Origin of the sequence: Dietzia sp. SYD-A1, assembly GCF_015356725.1 — a bacterium.
In the GTDB taxonomy this organism is placed as follows: domain Bacteria; phylum Actinomycetota; class Actinomycetes; order Mycobacteriales; family Mycobacteriaceae; genus Dietzia.
In genome coordinates, this window is record NZ_JADDKI010000019.1 from 1 (window position 1) to 16,171 (window position 16,171).

General features: G+C 69.7%; 17 protein-coding genes and 1 riboswitch. Of the genes, 14 read left to right on the forward strand and 3 right to left on the reverse strand.

Annotated elements, in window-relative coordinates:
* Window positions 1–147 precede the first annotated feature (147 nt).
* The 6 genes from ettA to IY392_RS00965 are packed head-to-tail and all read left to right on the forward strand — an operon-like array spanning window position 148 to window position 5,089.
* Window positions 148–1,821 (forward strand): energy-dependent translational throttle protein EttA, encoded by a 1,674-nt coding sequence (gene ettA / locus IY392_RS00940; RefSeq protein ID WP_107756051.1) that lies wholly within the window; start codon window positions 148–150, stop codon window positions 1,819–1,821.
* Window positions 1,822–1,826: 5 nt separating this feature from the next.
* The gene (locus IY392_RS00945) at window positions 1,827–2,276 is read left to right on the forward strand and encodes a thioesterase family protein (protein ID WP_107756052.1); all 450 of its coding nucleotides are present in this window, start codon (window positions 1,827–1,829) and stop codon (window positions 2,274–2,276) included.
* The gene (locus tag IY392_RS00950; RefSeq protein WP_107756053.1) at window positions 2,273–2,734 is read left to right on the forward strand and encodes a thioesterase family protein; all 462 of its coding nucleotides are present in this window, start codon (window positions 2,273–2,275) and stop codon (window positions 2,732–2,734) included. The genes IY392_RS00945 and IY392_RS00950 overlap by 4 nt, the downstream gene beginning before the upstream one ends.
* Window positions 2,731–3,216 carry a thioesterase family protein gene (locus tag IY392_RS00955; protein ID WP_182613722.1) on the forward strand — a complete coding sequence of 162 codons (486 nt, stop codon included), beginning with the start codon at window positions 2,731–2,733 and terminating at the stop codon, window positions 3,214–3,216. The genes IY392_RS00950 and IY392_RS00955 overlap by 4 nt, the downstream gene beginning before the upstream one ends.
* Before the next feature lie 2 nt (window positions 3,217–3,218).
* Window positions 3,219–3,902, forward strand: coding sequence for a hypothetical protein (locus IY392_RS00960; RefSeq protein WP_194860300.1), 684 nt, complete (start codon window positions 3,219–3,221; stop codon window positions 3,900–3,902).
* Window positions 3,899–5,089, forward strand: coding sequence for a site-specific DNA-methyltransferase (locus tag IY392_RS00965; protein WP_107756054.1), 1,191 nt, complete (start codon window positions 3,899–3,901; stop codon window positions 5,087–5,089). Before IY392_RS00960 ends, IY392_RS00965 begins: the two co-directional genes overlap by 4 nt.
* Before the next feature lie 31 nt (window positions 5,090–5,120).
* Here the strand turns inward: IY392_RS00965 and IY392_RS00970 are convergent, their stop codons facing one another.
* Window positions 5,121–6,686 carry a glycoside hydrolase family 13 protein gene (locus IY392_RS00970; RefSeq protein ID WP_228548866.1) on the reverse strand — a complete coding sequence of 522 codons (1,566 nt, stop codon included), beginning with the start codon at window positions 6,684–6,686 and terminating at the stop codon, window positions 5,121–5,123.
* A 35-nt stretch (window positions 6,687–6,721) separates the two neighbouring features.
* Window positions 6,722–7,117 carry a globin gene (locus IY392_RS00975; RefSeq protein WP_107758022.1) on the reverse strand — a complete coding sequence of 132 codons (396 nt, stop codon included), beginning with the start codon at window positions 7,115–7,117 and terminating at the stop codon, window positions 6,722–6,724.
* A 214-nt stretch (window positions 7,118–7,331) separates the two neighbouring features.
* Between IY392_RS00975 and IY392_RS00980 the strand changes: the two genes are divergently transcribed.
* The 6 genes from IY392_RS00980 to IY392_RS01005 all read left to right on the forward strand — a co-directional run bounded on the left by IY392_RS00980 (window position 7,332) and on the right by IY392_RS01005 (window position 13,181).
* A complete protein-coding gene (locus IY392_RS00980; RefSeq protein ID WP_107756056.1) occupies window positions 7,332–7,943 on the forward strand; it encodes an HNH endonuclease in 612 nt (203 codons plus the stop codon).
* Window positions 7,944–8,079: 136 nt separating this feature from the next.
* Window positions 8,080–9,006 carry an undecaprenyl-diphosphate phosphatase gene (locus IY392_RS00985; protein ID WP_182613723.1) on the forward strand — a complete coding sequence of 309 codons (927 nt, stop codon included), beginning with the start codon at window positions 8,080–8,082 and terminating at the stop codon, window positions 9,004–9,006.
* A 145-nt stretch (window positions 9,007–9,151) separates the two neighbouring features.
* Window positions 9,152–9,341, forward strand: a riboswitch (cobalamin riboswitch).
* A gap of 39 nt (window positions 9,342–9,380) precedes the next feature.
* Complete coding sequence (locus IY392_RS00990; RefSeq protein ID WP_194860288.1) at window positions 9,381–10,190, forward strand: hypothetical protein; 810 nt, start codon at window positions 9,381–9,383, stop codon at window positions 10,188–10,190.
* The gene (locus IY392_RS00995; RefSeq protein ID WP_231750508.1) at window positions 10,187–11,299 is read left to right on the forward strand and encodes an iron ABC transporter permease; all 1,113 of its coding nucleotides are present in this window, start codon (window positions 10,187–10,189) and stop codon (window positions 11,297–11,299) included. The genes IY392_RS00990 and IY392_RS00995 overlap by 4 nt, the downstream gene beginning before the upstream one ends.
* Window positions 11,296–12,111 carry an ABC transporter ATP-binding protein gene (locus IY392_RS01000; protein WP_107756059.1) on the forward strand — a complete coding sequence of 272 codons (816 nt, stop codon included), beginning with the start codon at window positions 11,296–11,298 and terminating at the stop codon, window positions 12,109–12,111. Before IY392_RS00995 ends, IY392_RS01000 begins: the two co-directional genes overlap by 4 nt.
* On the forward strand, window positions 12,108–13,181 hold the full coding sequence (locus tag IY392_RS01005; RefSeq protein ID WP_194860289.1) for an ABC transporter substrate-binding protein: 1,074 nt from the start codon (window positions 12,108–12,110) through the stop codon (window positions 13,179–13,181). The genes IY392_RS01000 and IY392_RS01005 overlap by 4 nt, the downstream gene beginning before the upstream one ends.
* A gap of 65 nt (window positions 13,182–13,246) precedes the next feature.
* Here IY392_RS01005 and IY392_RS01010 read toward each other — a convergent pair whose 3' ends face one another.
* Window positions 13,247–13,822 carry a TetR/AcrR family transcriptional regulator gene (locus IY392_RS01010; protein WP_182613726.1) on the reverse strand — a complete coding sequence of 192 codons (576 nt, stop codon included), beginning with the start codon at window positions 13,820–13,822 and terminating at the stop codon, window positions 13,247–13,249.
* A 240-nt stretch (window positions 13,823–14,062) separates the two neighbouring features.
* On the opposite strand from IY392_RS01010, the gene IY392_RS01015 reads away from it, so the two are divergent.
* Together IY392_RS01015 and IY392_RS01020 are read left to right on the forward strand one after the other, a co-directional pair.
* Window positions 14,063–15,148: a cytochrome P450 gene (locus IY392_RS01015; RefSeq protein ID WP_309233967.1), complete on the forward strand. Its 1,086-nt coding sequence runs from the start codon at window positions 14,063–14,065 to the stop codon at window positions 15,146–15,148.
* A 107-nt stretch (window positions 15,149–15,255) separates the two neighbouring features.
* Entirely contained in the window at window positions 15,256–16,074 is an 819-nt protein-coding gene (locus IY392_RS01020) for a mycofactocin-coupled SDR family oxidoreductase (RefSeq protein ID WP_194860291.1), read from the forward strand.
* The last annotated feature ends 97 nt before the right edge of the window (window positions 16,075–16,171 follow it).

Here is a 16,171-nt window from a genome sequence, read left to right on the forward strand (position 1 = left end):
GGCGGGGGCCGGCCGGATCTGAACCCGAGCGGCCGCGGGTAGCCCCTCCGCCGGGCTCACCGGGGCTGCGGGCGGGCACGTAACATGGGGTCGTGCCCGCGGCCCGGCTGCGGCGAGGTGAATTATTTCCGCAGGTGAGAGGGTAGAATGGCCGAGTTTATCTACACCATGAAGAAGGTCCGCAAGGCGCACGGGGACAAGGTGATCCTCGACGACGTGACGATGTCCTTCTACCCCGGTGCGAAGATCGGCGTCGTGGGCCCCAACGGCGCGGGTAAGTCCTCGATCCTCAAGATCATGGCCGGCCTGGATCAGCCCTCCAACGGCGAGGCGTTCCTCGACCCCGAGGCCAGCGTCGGCATCCTCATGCAGGAGCCGGTGCTCGACGAGAGCAAGACCGTCAAGGAGAACGTCGAGGACGGCCTCGGCGAGACCATGGTGCAGCTCCGCCGGTACAACGCGGTGGCCGAGGAGATGGCCACCGATTACACCGACGAGCTCATGGAGGAGATGGGGCGGCTGCAGGAGCAGCTCGACGCGGTGGACGCCTGGGACGTGGATTCCCAGATCGAGCAGGCCATGGACGCGCTGCGCTGCCCGCCGGGCGACTCTCCCGTCACCCACCTGTCCGGTGGTGAGATGCGCCGCGTCGCGCTGTGCAAGCTGCTGCTGAGCAAGCCCGATCTGCTCCTGCTGGACGAGCCCACCAACCACCTCGACGCCGAGTCGGTGCTGTGGTTGGAGCAGCACCTGGCCGCCTACCCGGGCGCCGTCCTGGCCGTCACCCACGACCGTTACTTCCTCGACCACGTGGCGCAGTGGATCTGTGAGGTCGACCGCGGCAAGCTGCACCCCTACGAGGGCAACTACTCCACCTATCTGGAGAAGAAGGCCGAGCGCCTCGAGGTGCAGGGCAAGAAGGACCAGAAGCTGCAGAAGCGTCTCAAGGCCGAACTCGAGTGGGTCCGCTCCGGTGCCAAGGCCCGCCAGTCCAAGTCCAAGGCGCGTCTGGCTAAGTACGAGGAGATGGCGGCGGAGGCCGAGAAGCACCGCAAGCTGGACTTCGAGGAGATCCAGATCCCCACCCCGCCGCGGCTGGGCAACGTGGTCGTCGAGGTCGACAATCTCCGGAAGGGCTTCGACGACCGCGTGCTGATCAAGGATCTGTCGTTCACGCTGCCGCGTAACGGCATCGTCGGCGTGATCGGCCCCAACGGCGTGGGTAAGACCACCCTGTTCAAGACGATCGTCGGACTCGAGGAGCCGGACGCCGGTTCCGTCCGGGTGGGAGACACGGTCAAGCTGAGTTACGTCGACCAGTCCCGCGCGAACATTGACCCCGAGAAGTCCGTGTGGGAGGTCGTGTCGGAGGGCAACGACTTCATCGAGGTCGGGCAGAACGAGATGCCCTCGCGCGCTTACGTGAGCGCCTTCGGCTTCAAGGGCCCGGACCAGCAGAAGAAGGCCGGCGTGCTCTCGGGCGGTGAGCGCAACCGATTGAACCTGGCCCTGACCCTCAAGGTCGGCGGCAACCTGATCCTGCTGGACGAGCCGACCAACGACCTGGACACCGAGACCCTGGGCAGCCTCGAGAACGCCCTCGAGGACTTCCCCGGCTGCGCCGTGGTGATCTCGCACGACCGCTGGTTCCTCGACCGCACCTGTACCCACATCCTCGCGTGGGAGGGGAACGTCGCAGAGGGGCAGTGGTATTGGTTCGAGGGCAACTTCGAGGGCTACGAGCAGAACAAAGTCGATCGCCTCGGCCCGGACGCCGCCCGCCCGCACCGGGTCACCCACCGCAAGCTCACCCGGGACTGACGCAGATGGGATCGCACGCCGCGCCCGAGACGCGGACCCCCGGCGAGGTCCACCGGGTCCACATCCCGCTTCGCATCGCGGACTTCGTGGGACAACACGTCAACAATGTGCGGTTCCAGGAGTTCTCCCAGGACGCCAGACTGATGTGGTTCCGGGACAGGTTCGGCGTGCCCGGGTCGCGGGTGCCGATCGCGCTGGCACGGTGGATGGAGATCGACTTCCGCCGCGTCATCGGGTACGGCGCCACGAGCGTCTGGGTCGACGTGGAGGTCCTGCGGGTCGGGCGCACGTCCTTCACCATGAGGACCTCGATCGGTTCGGACTCCACGGGCCCGGAACCGTGTGCGGTCGTCGACACCGTTCTGGTGGTGACGGCGCCGGACGAGACCACGACACTCGAGATCAGTCCCGAGGAGCGCGCGGCGTTACTCGGCGGGAGCGAGGAGGCGAGATGAGTCCCGGTGATCAGACCCCGGACCGGGGGACGTTCCGTTGCACCCTGCAGGTGCGGTGGGCGGACTTCGACCAGTTCGGGCACGTCAACAACGTCAAGTACATCGAGTACGCACAGGAGGCCCGGATCCTGTTCGTCCGCAGCAGGTTCGGCCCGTTCGGTCTGGGCAACCTGCCGCAGGTCGTCCGCCGGGTCGAGATCGACCACCTCCGCCCGGTCCTGCGGGACTCGACGTCTGTGGACGTCGAGATCGAGGTCGAACACGTCGGGACCACCTCGTACCAGATCCGGCAGACGATCTTCGACGCCGCGGGGGAGATCTGCTGCGCGCTGCGCGTGGTGATGGTCGCCTACGACGCGTCGACCTCTACGGCCGTGGAGATACCGACAGGGGTGCGACACGTCCTCGAGGCAGCGCACCAGCGGGCGGCGATCACCGACGAGAGGCCCTCGGAGTGACCGAACAGCTCGTCTACGAGGCCGGGGGACCCCTCGGAATCTCGGGTGAGCCGGGACGCCGCGTGTTCACCGCGGCGCTGCCCGTCCGCTGGTCGGACCAGGACCTCTACCATCACGTCAACCACGCGCGGATGATCACGCTCCTCGAAGAGGCCCGGATCCCGTGGCTCTTCGAGGAGGGCATCCCCACCGCGACGCTCACCGCCGGCGCCGTGATGACCGAGCTCGCCGTGAGATACCGCGGTCAGGTCACCCGCGCTGACGGCCCGATCCGGGTCCGCATGTGGTGCGAGAAGGTCGGCGCGGCCATGTTCGTCGCCCGTCACGAGGTCCGCGGGCGCGCCACCCCGGACTCGGCGCCCCCGGCGGTGGAGTGCACGTCCACGATCGCGGCGTTCGACCTCGCCACCCAGCGGCCGCGCCGGTTCACCCGGGACGAGCGAGAGCATCTGATGCAGTTCCGTCACGGAGATCCGGCGTGACCATGCCGGTGCGCGGCGGTGGAGGGGGCGAGGCGATCGCGGTCCCCGACCCCGCCGACAGGGACGACCTGCGGACCCTCCTGCGCCGACTGCTGCGGCTCGACGAGGCGGCGGTGGTGCGGTTGACCAGCGGTGACGACGGCAGGATGCGCGTGTGGTCCCGGACGCCCTTCGGCGCCCTGGTGGTCCGCGCGGTCGGTGGGCACTGCCCGCGGGGCGACGTGGTGTGTGGAGCCGACCACCTGCTCACCGAGTTCGATCTCCTGCCGCGCGGCGACGCCGAGGGACGCGTCGATCCCGGGATGCCCCTCACCTCCTCGTGGCAGGGGCTGCTCCCGCCCACCGACGGGTTCCAGATGGTCGAGGCGATCCCCGCGCAGGTGCTGCTCGATCTCACCGAGTCCGGGCGCGATGCGGCCCGGGAGAGCGCGGGGCCGGCCGGTCTGCCGCCCTCCTTGCTGGACCAGGACGTGCTCACCGTCCGCGCGGACACCGACAGCCCCGTGGCGGTGGACATGCGGACGGTGTTCTCCATGGTGATGTGCGGCTTCGTCCCCGAGCGGGCCGGCCGCGCACCGGAGGGCGAACCGGTGAGGGTGAGTGAACGCGGCGCGTGGCTACGCCTGGATGCCCGCTACGGCACGGCCTACCGCAGGACCGACGCACTGACCCTCGAACCGCGATGACGCCCCCGGGGTTCTCGGTCTCGTGGCCCGGGAGGGGCGAGCCCGAGATCCCGGGAGAACACGGGCCGGTGCCCGAGCTCGCCGAGGCGTTCCCTGATGCCGGCGGACAGGTCACCGGGGTCGTCCTCTGCGGTGACGGGGGCAGGATCGCCGAGGTCGGTGACGTGCTGGACGGTCTCGGTCTGCAGGCCACACGCGCGGCGCAGCTGGTGTATCTCGACCCGCCCTACAACCGCGGCGGCAGCTTCGACGGGTACCACGACAACATGCCCCGCCATCGCTGGCTGGGATACATCGAGCGCCGACTGGTGGTGTCCCGCGAGCTCCTCGCGGACACCGGCACCGTGTGGGTACACCTCGACGACGCCGAGGCCCACCGCGTCCGCTGCGTGCTCGACGAGGTGTTCGGCCCGGACGCCTTCATCGCCGACCTCACCGTGGAGAGCAACCCCAAGGGGCGTCAGCTCGACAGGTTCTTCGCCGGCTCCCACGACCGACTCATGGTGTACGCGCGGGACCCCGAACGCGTCCGCCTGTCCGGCGGGGTGGCCTCGGCGGTGGACCCCTCCGACTTCCCGCACACCGCCGAGGACGGGGTCGCCTACCGGTTGCTACCCCTGCGCAACACCAACAAGAGATTCAACCCGCGCACGACGCCCACCATGACCTACCCGCTCTACGGCGACCCGGAGACCGGCGAGGTCTCCGTGGACCCCGCGCCCGGGCTCACCGAGATCCTCCCGGTGTTCGGAGATCTCAGCCCGGCCGTCTGGCGCTGGTCGCGCGAGCGGGCGGGGGAGCGCGGCGACGAGCTGGTGTGTCGGACGGTGCGGGGCCGGGCCGGGCCACGGGTCGACGTGTACCAGCGCGACCGGCACGAGGCGGGCCGCATCAAGAAGCTCAGGACCGTCTGGCTGTCCCAGGAGGTCGGGTCCACCGACACAGCGCGCGCGGAACTGCGCAGCGCGGGGGTCGACGGTTTCCGTACCCCCAAGCCCGAGGCGCTGATGCGGCGGATCGTGGAGCTGGCGTCCGAGGCGGACGACCTGGTGGTGGACCTGTTCGCCGGCTCCGGGACCACCGCCGTGGCGGCCCGCGACCTGGGCCGTCGCTGGGTGGTGGTGGAGCGCAACCCGGACACGGTCCGCGACGTGATCCTGCCGCGGTTGCGAGTCGGCGGGGCGTGACCGAGCCGGTTTCCGTCCCGGTTCTCGTCCACTAGCGGGGTCGTAGCCACACCGCGGTGTCCGGCGGCAGGATCTCACCTGCCCGGGTGTGCGAGTCGAGGGGTCCGGAGGCGAGGATGACCTCGCCCTCGGGGAGCGGTACCGATCGCTCCGAGGCGTTGAGCGCACACACCACCCCGTCGTCGCGGCGGAACGCCAGGCACCCGGACGGCGCGCCGTACCACTCGACCGCCGCTGTGCTCGGGCCCCGCAAGGTCCGCCGGGTCTCGATGGCGGCCCGATACAACGACAGGGTGGAGTCCGGGTCCTCGAGCTGGGCCTCCACTGTCAGTGGGCCCCAGTCGCCCGGCATGGGGAGCCAGGTCCGATCGGCGGTCGAGAAACCGTAGGGAGGCCGGGTGCCCTCCCACGGCAGGGGGACGCGGCAGTGGTCCCGCCCCATCTCCGCGTGACCGCTGCGTTCCCAGGTGGGGTCGGTCAACCGGTCGTGGGGGATCGAGAAGTCGCTCGGCAGCCCCAGTTCGGACCCCTCGTAGATGAAGGAGATCCCCGGCAGGGCCAGTTCCACCAGCAGCATCGCCCGGGCCCGGGCGATGCCGAGGGCGCCGTTGCCGTATCGGGTCACCTCGCGCACGACGTCGTGGTTGGACAACGCCCAGGTGGGGGCGGAGTCGGCGATCCGGGAGGCCTCGAGCGTCGCCTCGATGGCCTCGCGCACCGCGCCGGCCTCGAAGGGCGCGCCGGTGAGCGGGAAGTGGAACGCGAAATGTAGCTCGTCGGGGCGCAGGTACCGGGCGAACCGGTCGGCCGGGCCCACCCACACCTCTCCGAAGGTCGCCGCGCCCGGGTACTCGTCGACGACCGCACGGATCCGCCGGTGGACATCGTGGACGCCGGGCCGGTCCCATCGCGCGTCGCGCTCGTCGACGACGAGTTGGGCGATCTCCACGTCGTCAGGCAGGTCGGCCAGGTCGTCCGGTTTGGCCAGACCGTGCGCCACGTCGATCCGGAACCCGTTGACCCCCAGGTCGAGCCAGAAGCGCAGGGTCTGCTCGAGGTCGTCGCCCACGTCGGGGTGCGACCAGTCCAGGTCCGGCTGCTCGGGCGCGAAGAGGTGCAGGTACCACTGCCCGGGCGTCCCGTCCGGTTCGGTGATGCGCGTCCAGGCCGGCCCACCGAACACCGAGGGCCAGTTGTTGGGCGGCCTGGAGCCGTCGTCACCGAGGCCGTCGCGGAAGAAGTAGCGCTCGCGTTCCGGACTGCCCGGGCCGGCCCCCACCGCCGCCGCGAACCACGCGTGTTCGACGCTCGTGTGATTGGGCACCAGGTCCATGATCAGGACCATCTGCGCGGCGTGCAGCGCCTCCACCAGTCGCCGCAGCGTCTCGACGTCACCGAACAGGGGGTCGACGTCCCGCGGGTCCGAGACGTCATAACCGTGGTCGGCGCCGGGGGACCTCATGATGGGGGACAGCCACACCCCGTCCACTCCCAGCAGTTCCAGGTAGCCGACGTGGTCGATCACCCCCTGGAGGTCGCCGTAGCCGTCCCCGTCGGCGTCGGCGAAGGAGCGCGGGTAGATCTGGTAGAGGACCATGTCCTCCCAGGGCCGCGTGGAGTGGGCCGGCGACGTCACATGCCCTCCGGGGTGTTGACCATCATGGCGGCGGCGCGGGTGAAGTACTCGACCATCGCCGCCCGGTGCTCGTCGTCCAGGGTCTCGCGGTCGATCGTGTCCACCGCGGCGAGCATGTGGGTGAGCCAGGCGTCATGCGCCGCCCGGTCGACACGGAACGGGTTGTGGCGCATCCGGAGTCGGGGGTGGCCGCGCTGCTCGGAGTAGGTGGTGGGGCCGCCCCAGTACTGCTCCAGGAACATCCGCATGCGGTCCTCGGCCGGACCCAGGTCCTCCTCCGGATACAGCGGCCGCAGCACCGGGTCGTCCGCGACCCGCAGGTAGAACTCGTGGACCAGCGCCCGGAAGGTCTCCGCGCCGCCGATCTCGTCGTAGAAGGTAGTGCCGCTCATGCCCCCCATCATGCCCGTGGGATCCGCCAGGGGGACCGATCCCACCACCCGTCGGCCCCGGTCGCCGGGGGCGACGCGGGCGAGGCGGCTGACCTGTGCGCGGCGATAGCACACGAAGTGTTCATCGAGGGTGCATCATCGTTGCAGGCGAGGTTCACTACGGACCCGGTCGCTGATGGTGGACTGGGCACGGGCAGATGAGTGGAGACCGACCATGGGCACAGCCGTGCGCGAGAATTCGGAGTACCGACAACCGGGGTCACGAGCCCCCGTTCGACTCGAACGCGTCCCCGACCCGCACGTCCCGCTGACCGCCGCGCCGCGGGTCCTCCTGCTCAATGCCGGTTACGAGGCCCTCACAGCCCTTCCCGCTCGTCGCGCCGTGGTGATGCTGCTCGGCGGCAAAGCGGTGGTGGTCCATGACCACCCGGACGAGATCCTGGTCCGATCGGTCGACACGGCCGTCCGCGTGCCCTCGGTGATCATGCTCCGCGAGTACGTCCGCATCCCGTACCGTGCGCAGGTGCCCATGACGCGGGCCGCCCTGATGCACCGCGACTCCCACCGGTGCGGGTATTGCAACGCGCGCGCGACCACCATCGACCACGTGATCCCGCGCAGCCGCGGGGGCGCACACGAATGGGAGAACTGTGTGGCCTCCTGCGCGCCCTGCAACCACCGCAAAGCGGACAAGCTCCTCTCCGAGCTGGGATGGGAGCTCCGGGTTCCGCTGGTGGCACCGAGGGGCCGGACGTGGCGGCTCGTGTCCCAACTGCGCGAGATCGGCCCGTACTGGGAGGACTACCTGTACCTCGACGCCGCCTGAGGGCCATCCGGCACGTGTCCGCGGGCACGACCGCCGAGGTGGTTACGGTGTGAGGTATGCCTGTTTCTCCGCCCACTGCCGATAATGCGCCCAACGGGGCCCGGTCGGTCGGAACGACGGCGGAGCACCACGCTCGATGAGTCTGTGGGAATCGGTCCTCCTGGGAGCGATCCAGGGACTCTTCATGTTCATCCCGGTGAGCTCGTCCAGCCACCTGGTGCTGGCGCAGCAATGGCTGGCGGCCGAGGGGTCGCCTCTGCCCGCGCCGGACACCCCGGAGATGATCCTCTACAACCTGGTGGTGCACCTCGGCACGATGGTCTCCGTCGTCGTGGTGATGTGGCGACCGCTCACGCGCCTGCTCAACGGCATCTGGCGCGAACTGGGGCTGTGGCGTCGCAGGCGCACGCTGCGTCACCTGATCCATCTGCGGCTCGCGCTGCTGGGCCTGCTGACCACGGCGATCACCGGGGTCCTGGGGCTGGTCATCCGCGCCTACGGCACCGACGTCTTCGTCACGCCGTGGGCTGTGGCGCTGATGCTGCTGATCACCGGCGTCGTGCTCTGGTGGTCGGACTCGGTCAAGACGACCTGGCGCGGGGCCACCCAGATGACAGTGCTGGTCGCCGTGGTGATCGGTGTCGCCCAGGCGGCGGCGCTCTTCCCCGGCCTGAGCCGGTCAGGGCTGACCATCGCCGCGGCCCTGGCGCTGGGCATGCACCGGCCACTGGCAGCGCAGTTCAGCTTCTTCGTCGCCATACCCACCATCCTCGCCGCCACCGGCGTGCAGTCGCTGAGCCTGCTCGATCCCGCCGCCTTCGACGGCGGGCTCTCGCTCGGGTGGCAGGACTACGTGCTGGGATTCGTGGTGGCCGCCGTCGTCGGTGCGGGAGCGCTGTGGTTGGTGCTACGGCTGCTCTATCGCGGGCATTTCCGGGTCTTCGCGGTGTACGTGGTGGCCCTGGCGCTGTTCGTCCTGGTCACCCAGCCGGACTTCGGTGACGCCCCGCCGGTGGATCAACTGCCGCTCGATCAGGATCAGGTCGCCCTTCACCACCAGTGAGCTCCGGTGCGACTGCCGGGGGTCAAGTCCGTGGGGAGCCCACGCGCAGGGCAGCACCCCACGGCAGCACCCGGGCCGCTCGACCCCAGACCCGTGATCGCGCGGCCCCCGGGCGTCCTGACCAGCCCGTCTGTTATCGTCCACAGTGGAACCGACCGCATCCGGCTTCCCTTGACGGGGACGATCGGATGCCAGGGAACCCGGTGAGATTCCGGGACTGGCGCGCAGCGGTGTGGGGTACCGAACCGACAGGATGCCACTGGAATTCGTTCCGGGAAGGCGTCGGGGAGGGCTGATCCCGAGTCCGAATACCTGTCGGTTCCGCGACATCCGAGCGAACCTCGCGCACAGGTTCCGAAGAGACAAGGCCACCCGTGTACTCCACGTATGGGCCCGTCGGCATGGGGATCAGCGCCCTGGCCGAGCGGGCGCTCGAGGCATCGCCCGTCCCTCATCGATCTCGACCCGACCCCGGCGACCCGGACTGGCGGAGCGTCACCGAGCTCTGCGAACCCGCGACATGGCAGGAGCTCGGTCGGCGATACTCCCACAGTCTGGGGACCCCGCACGCGGCGCCCGGGCTACTGTGCTCGCTCCAGCACTACGCCGGCCGGGCTCTCGGCCTCATGGTGGCGGCGTGGTGTGCGGACGGGACACTCCTGCATCCGGGCCATGGCCGCTGGTGGGCACTGATCGACCGCGCCGGCGCGACACTCCAGGTGTCGCTGCCCGACACTCCGGTTCTCGGTCGCGAGCAGGACCCCGGCGCACTGGTCGACAGCATCCGGAGTCACGTCGATCCCCTGGTGGATGCGTGCGTGGACGCCGGCACCGTCACACGCAGGGCCGCTCTCGGGGGAATCGCGGCCTCGTGCGCTGGCGCATTCGGGGCCGCATACCGGACCGTGGGGGGTCCACGGCGACGCGCGGTCGAGACGGACGCCGACGTCGTCACCGGCGCGTTCTCCGATCGACCGCTGGTGACGATGATCCGCTTGGGTGGCACGCCCGCGTTGGTGCACGACCGGCATTCGTGCTGTCTCATCCGGTTGGGAGCGCAGAGGTCCGAGTGTGACTCGTGTCCCCGGGTCCCCGAGGCGCAGCGGCGTTCGCGGCAACGGCACCGGCAAGAGCAACAGTTGCGGCGGGACCGTGGAGGCGTCCCAGGGAAGAGCACCCGATGACGGGCCTCGGGGTGGGCGTTCGTCCGAGCCGTCGGTCGCGGCCTGTCACCGACGCGGGCTCGGCCTCGTTCCGTACCGCCCGCAGGCTCCCGCCTGTCCCACTGGCGATCGTGCTCACCGCCCTGACGGCCATCAGCGTGGTCAGCTCGGTCGCCTTCGGTGCCGAGCACATCCCGGTCGGCGACGTGTGGCGGACGGTATGGGCGGCGATCACCGGCGGCGAGGCCGAGCGTGCGCACTCCATCATCATCCTCGACCTGCGGCTTCCCCGGTCGGTGCTCGCCGCGGTGGTGGGTGCGGGTCTCGCGCTCGCCGGAGCTGCGATGCAGACCCTCGTACGCAATCCCCTGGCCGACCCGTACCTCCTCGGGGTATCGGCGGGGGCCGCGGTGGGTGCCACCGCGGTGATCACGCTCGGCGTCTTCGGCGGTCTCGGCGTGTGGGCGCTGTCCGGGGGGGCGTTGCTCGGCGCGTTGGGAGCGACCGTGCTCGTCTATGCGGTCGCGAGCGCCACGGGTGGGCTCACCGCGCTGCGGCTGATTCTCGCCGGAGTCGTGTTGTCGGCGGCGTTCACCGCGGTGTCGTCGTTCATGGTCTTCGTGGCCACAGACTCGCGGGCGGCCGAGACGGTCATGCACTGGATGCTCGGCAGCGTCGCCGGGGCGACGTGGTCCACGGTGCCCCTCGCGGCGGGAGTCGTCGCGGTGGCTCTGGTGAGCGGGCTGCTCCTGCACTCGTGGCTCGACGCGTACGCGACCGGGTCCGACACGGCGGCCTCGCTCGGGGTGCCGGTGCGCGCGCTCCGGATCGGGCTGTTCGTCGCGCAGGGCCTGCTGGTGGGGGTTCTCGTGGCCGTGGCCGGGGGCGTCGGATTCGTGGGTTTGATCATCCCCCACGCCGCCCGCCTCGTCGTGGGTGCCACGCATCGCGCGATGCTGCCCGTCGCCGCGGCGGGGGGAGCACTCTTCCTGGTGTGGGTGGACGTGGTATCCCGGGTGATCGCCGCCCCCCAGGAGATGCCGCTCGGAATCGTCACAGGGATCATCGGTGCGCCGATCTTCCTGCTGCTCATGGGACGCCGCGCCTACACGTTCGGGAGCGCCTCGTGACGGGGGCGGGCGCCGTGCGCCTGGTCGCGGACGACTTGTCCTGTGCGAGGGGCAGGCGGATCGTCGTCTCCGGCGTTCATCTCGAGGTGCCGTCCGGATCGCGGCTCGCGCTGGTCGGTCCGAACGGCGCGGGAAAATCGACACTGCTCAGGGTGCTGGCGGGTCTGGACGCCCCGGTCTCGGGTTCGGTGACCGTGGACGGGGTCGACGTGCACAGGATGCGGTCCCGGCAGCGGGCACGGCTGATCGCGGTCCAGGGTCAGGAGGAGGCGCCCTCGGCTGAACTCACCCTGTCGGAGGCCGTGGCCCTCGGACGGACTCCGCATCGCACGCCATGGGCGTTGGGGGAGGAAGGCGAGCAGGACATCGTCGAGCAGGCGCTGCGGACGGTGGGCCTGGCCGGGCGTGGCGACCAGTCCTGTACGAGACTCTCCGGCGGTGAACGCCACCGGGTGGTGCTCGCGCGGACTCTGGCCCAGCGCACCCCGATGCTCATGCTCGACGAACCCACCAACCACCTCGACGCCGCCTGGCGGCTGCGATTGATGGACGCGCTCGAGACGCTGCGTTCCACCGTCGTGGCCGCCATCCACGACCTCGACCTGGTCCTGCGGTACTTCGATGCGGTCGCCGTCGTCGATGACGGCGGCATCGTCGCGTACGGGCCGCCCGTCGAGACATTCACCGCCGAGCTCCTCGACGAGGTCTTCGGCGTCCACGGCTACATCGTCGCCCACCCCCGCACCGGCCGACCCCACCTCCTCCTCGGAGACGCGGTCGCCACCACTACAGAAGGCAGGACCTACCCATGACACGTCCGATCATCACCGCAGGACCCGTCCTGGCGGTGACGCTGGCGCTCCTCTCCGCCTGCGGTTCCGACGCCGCCGCACCCGGCGGCGGCGGTCCCGGGGGCGAGGTCACCGTGGTCAACTGCGGGGAAGAGGTCACCTACCCCGAGACGGTGGACGAACTGTTCGCGTATGACCCGGGCATCATCTCGATCGCGCTGGCCGCCGGTGCCCGCGACCAGATCACCGCGGTGGCCGCGGCGTCCAAGGACGAGGACCTGCTGCGGTTGGCGTACGGCGACCAGATCGACGGACTCAACGAGGTCACCGAACAGGGTCCGACCCTGGAGAACGTGGTCGCGGCGCAACCCGACGTCGTCTTCGCCGGGTGGAACTACGGGTTCTCCGAGTCACGAGGACTGACCCCGGAGATCCTCGCCGGACACGATATCGGGGTCTATCAGCTCACGGAGGCGTGCCGCCAGACCGAGGGCGAAGCCCAGCGCGGGACCATGGACCCGTGGGACGCGCTCGACACCGACCTCCGCAACATCGGCATCATCACCGGGAACGCCGACGCGGGCGCAGCAGCCGCGGACGAGGTGGCCGAGCGGGTGGACGCTCTTCGCGCCCTTCCCGCCCCGCAGGACGCACCGACGGTGTTCCTGGTCGACAGCACGAGTGACACCATCCTGTCGTCCGGCTCGTTCGGCGGTCCACAGGGGATCATCGACGCGGCGGGGGCGCGAAATGCCACCGAGGACGTCGCCGACACCTGGACCAGCATCAGCTGGGAACGCCTCGCTGCCGAGGATCCGGATGTGATCGCGTTCGTCGAGTACGGCGAGCAGACCGTGGAGGACAAGATCGCCGCGCTCAAGGCTCACCCCGCCAGCCGTGGTCTCAAAGCCGTACGCGAGAACCGCTTCGTCAACCTCCCCTACGGCATGTGGGTGTCGAGCCCCCTCAACGTCGACGCGGCCGAGACGATCCGCGCAGTCCTGGAGAAGCACGGGCTCGCACCCCACACGGGCCTGACCCCCGGGCTGGACGTGTCCGAGCTCGGACTCGGGGGCAACGACTGGCTCTGAACCGGCAGATGACCACCTGATGGAGAGGAGGTCACCCTCGGCTCCCGGTGGCCGACGAGCGCGTATCACCCGGTCACGGCCCCGTCAGCCCGCTCCGGGGCCGTTCCCGAGACGAGGTCCGCGAGGAGGTCGATCTGGCGCTCTTCGCCAGAACCGGGTGGCCACAGCAGGAGCGTGAGGAAGACCCGGACCGCCAACTGTGCGCGTCCGCTGTCGGGGGAGCCGAGGCCGATCAGGTCAATGGCCGTCGTGATCACCGTGGTCGACTCCAACAGTGCGTGAAACTCTGCGCTTCTGCCGACAGCGGGCAGGAACTGCGAGGCGATTCGGTCGTGGCGAGCGGCAGCCAGAGCCACGGTCAACGCGGTGATGGCACGGCGGCGCCCCGTGAGGCCTCTGACGTGGTCCTCCACAGCAGCAACGATGGAGCCGGAGGCGCGGCGGAGGACCTCCTCGATGATCACAGTGCGTCCGCCGACATGTCGATACACCGTCGCCCTCGAGCAGTGCGCGCGCCGCGCGAGTTCCGTGACGTCGAACCTGTCGATCCCCGCCTCCGCGATGAGTTCCGCGGCAACCGCTATGAGGCGGTCACGTGCAGCCCGGTCCCGTGAGTCGTCGAGCAACCAATCAGTAGCCATATCTCAGTGTGAGACAGATTCGTGCGACTGTCGCGGCTTTCTCCCGGCAGGGGGCCGGGGATGAGACGGACCACGGACCTCGGCGTGCGCGGGTGTCTCGGATCTCGGTCAGGGCCTCGACCACGTGGCATTTCCTGCGCCACTCTGTCGGCTATGACCACGACGCGAGAAGTGCCGCCATCGCTTCGGCCGGGGCACCCCGGGCCGGCCATCGAGCGCCTCGGCGGGTCGAGTTTTCACGTGGTGCGATCGTGGGACCTGGTCGCCGAGGTCGCGGCCCGGGCCGAGGACTTCTCGTCCAACCTCACCGCCACGATGGTGATCGACGAGTCCGGAGAGATCTCTGAGTTTCCCGTCGCCGAGCTGGGATCTCCTGTGCACGCCCTGGCCACCGCGGACGGTGAGGTGCACCGGATCCACCGCACGCTCGTTCTGCCGTCTCTGACACCACGGACGCTTCGCTCGTGGGCCCCTTTTGTCACCTCCACCCTCCGTCGGCTGTGGACCGAGCGCTACGACAACGGCATCGATTGGGTGAGCGACGTCGCCGAACGACTTCCGGCGGCGGTCATCGCCGAACTCATCGGGGTCCGTCGGGAACTCAGCGATGACCTACTGGACTGGGCGTTCGCGAGCACCGCGATCCTCGACGGGGTGGTGGCCCGGGAAGAGCTCGACTCGGCGGTCGGCGTCGTGGGGCAGTTCATGGCATTCCTCGATGACGAACTGCATCGGGCGCGCGGCGCTCGCCCCGGCGCGGTGATCGGCGACCTCGCGCGCCTGGTCGAGGACGGCAGCCTCCCGCACGACGTCGCGATCCAGGTCCTGCTCCAGCTCATCGTGGCGGGAATCGAATCGACCGTAGGCCACCTGGGGTCACTGGCCTCGCGCCTCGGACAGCACCCTGAACATCTCGAGCGTCTGAGGTCCGACCCTGCCTCGCGCGACGCGTTCACCGAGGAGGTTCTCCGCCTGGACGCACCCTTCGTGGGCCACTACCGACACGTGGTCAGGGACACCGAGCTCGGAGGGGTCACGATAAGGGCGGGCGCACACCTGTTCCTCCTGTGGGGCAGCGCCAACCGTGACCCGAACCACTTCGCCGAACCCGACCGTTTCGACCCCACCCGCGACGACGCCTCGCACCTGAGCTTCGGCCGCGGCATCCACTTCTGCGTGGGAGCCGCGCTCGCCCGCCTCGAATCCCGGGCGGCGCTCGACCTGCTTCTCGACCATGCGCCAGACCTCCACATCCACACGGACACCGCATCGTGGCAACCGAGCATGTTGGTCCGACGGCTACGTTCGCTCCGGATAACCGTGTGACGACGGTCGCCGTGATTCCCACGCGCACGCATGCCGGAACGGCGAATCGCCACCCGCGCGCATAGTCGCGGATACCGTGGGGTTACACCGACACAGGGAGTCTGATCATGACGGGACGTCTCGAGGGCAAGGTCGCGTTCATCACCGGGGTGGCTCGGGGCCAGGGCAGGACGCACGCGGTTCGGCTCGCCTCAGAGGGCGCCGACATCATCGGCCTGGATATCGCGGGTCCGATCATCGACGCGATCCCGTACGACGAGGCCACCCCGCAGGATCTCGAGGAGACCCGCCGTCTGGTCGAGGCGCAGGGGCGCCGGGCGCTGCTGTCGGTCGGCGATGTGCGCGATCTCGACGGCATGAAGAGGATCGTCGACGACGGCGTGGCGGAACTCGGACGACTGGATGTGGTGGTGGCCAACGCGGGCATCTGCATCCCGCAGGCGTGGAATTCGATCACCCCTGAGACATTCGGGGTGACGCTCGAGATCAACACCACCGGCGTGTGGAACACCATCATGGCCACCGCCCACCACGTGATCGCCGCAGGCGGCGGGTCCGTCATCCTCACCAGCTCGTACGCGGGCAAGAAGATTCAGCCGTTCATGGTGCACTACACCACGTCCAAGCACGCCCTGGTCGGCATGACCCGCGCCTTCGCCGCGGAGCTCGGACCCAAGAACGTACGGGTCAACAGCATCCACCCGGGTGGGGTGGCTACCCCGATGGGCGGCGGGGGCATGGTGAGCCAACTGGAAGCCGTGGGCGAGACCAACCCTCCGCTCAACCTGATGGGCACGACATTCCTCGAGCAGACCTACGCCGAGCCCGAGGAGATCTCGAACGTCGTGGCATTCCTCGCCTCGGACGAGTCGAAGTTCATCACCGCCGAGCACATCAGTATCGACGGCGGCGCCCAGTACTTCTGAGGTCCCGCCCGGCCGCTGAGGTCGCGGCCACCGTCGATGGGAAAGACGCCGGCACCGTGTCGAGCGGGAGGTGCCTTCCGTCACCGCACGATCACGA

Bases quoted from the DNA above. Each gene is read 5' to 3' on its own strand.
- ettA (WP_107756051.1), top strand. From the start codon at position 148: ATGGCCGAGTTTATCTACACCATGAAGAAGGTCCGCAAGGCGCACGGG.
- IY392_RS00945 (WP_107756052.1), top strand. From the start codon at position 1,827: ATGGGATCGCACGCCGCGCCCGAGACGCGGACCCCCGGCGAGGTCCAC.
- IY392_RS00950 (WP_107756053.1), top strand. From the start codon at position 2,273: ATGAGTCCCGGTGATCAGACCCCGGACCGGGGGACGTTCCGTTGCACC.
- IY392_RS00960 (WP_194860300.1), top strand. From the start codon at position 3,219: ATGCCGGTGCGCGGCGGTGGAGGGGGCGAGGCGATCGCGGTCCCCGAC.
- IY392_RS00965 (WP_107756054.1), top strand. From the start codon at position 3,899: ATGACGCCCCCGGGGTTCTCGGTCTCGTGGCCCGGGAGGGGCGAGCCC.
- IY392_RS00970 (WP_228548866.1), bottom strand. From the start codon at position 6,686: ATGGTCCTCTACCAGATCTACCCGCGCTCCTTCGCCGACGCCGACGGG.
- IY392_RS00975 (WP_107758022.1), bottom strand. From the start codon at position 7,117: ATGAGCGGCACTACCTTCTACGACGAGATCGGCGGCGCGGAGACCTTC.
- IY392_RS00980 (WP_107756056.1), top strand. From the start codon at position 7,332: ATGGGCACAGCCGTGCGCGAGAATTCGGAGTACCGACAACCGGGGTCA.
- IY392_RS00985 (WP_182613723.1), top strand. From the start codon at position 8,080: ATGAGTCTGTGGGAATCGGTCCTCCTGGGAGCGATCCAGGGACTCTTC.
- IY392_RS00995 (WP_231750508.1), top strand. From the start codon at position 10,187: ATGACGGGCCTCGGGGTGGGCGTTCGTCCGAGCCGTCGGTCGCGGCCT.
- IY392_RS01005 (WP_194860289.1), top strand. From the start codon at position 12,108: ATGACACGTCCGATCATCACCGCAGGACCCGTCCTGGCGGTGACGCTG.
- IY392_RS01010 (WP_182613726.1), bottom strand. From the start codon at position 13,822: ATGGCTACTGATTGGTTGCTCGACGACTCACGGGACCGGGCTGCACGT.
- IY392_RS01020 (WP_194860291.1), top strand. From the start codon at position 15,256: ATGACGGGACGTCTCGAGGGCAAGGTCGCGTTCATCACCGGGGTGGCT.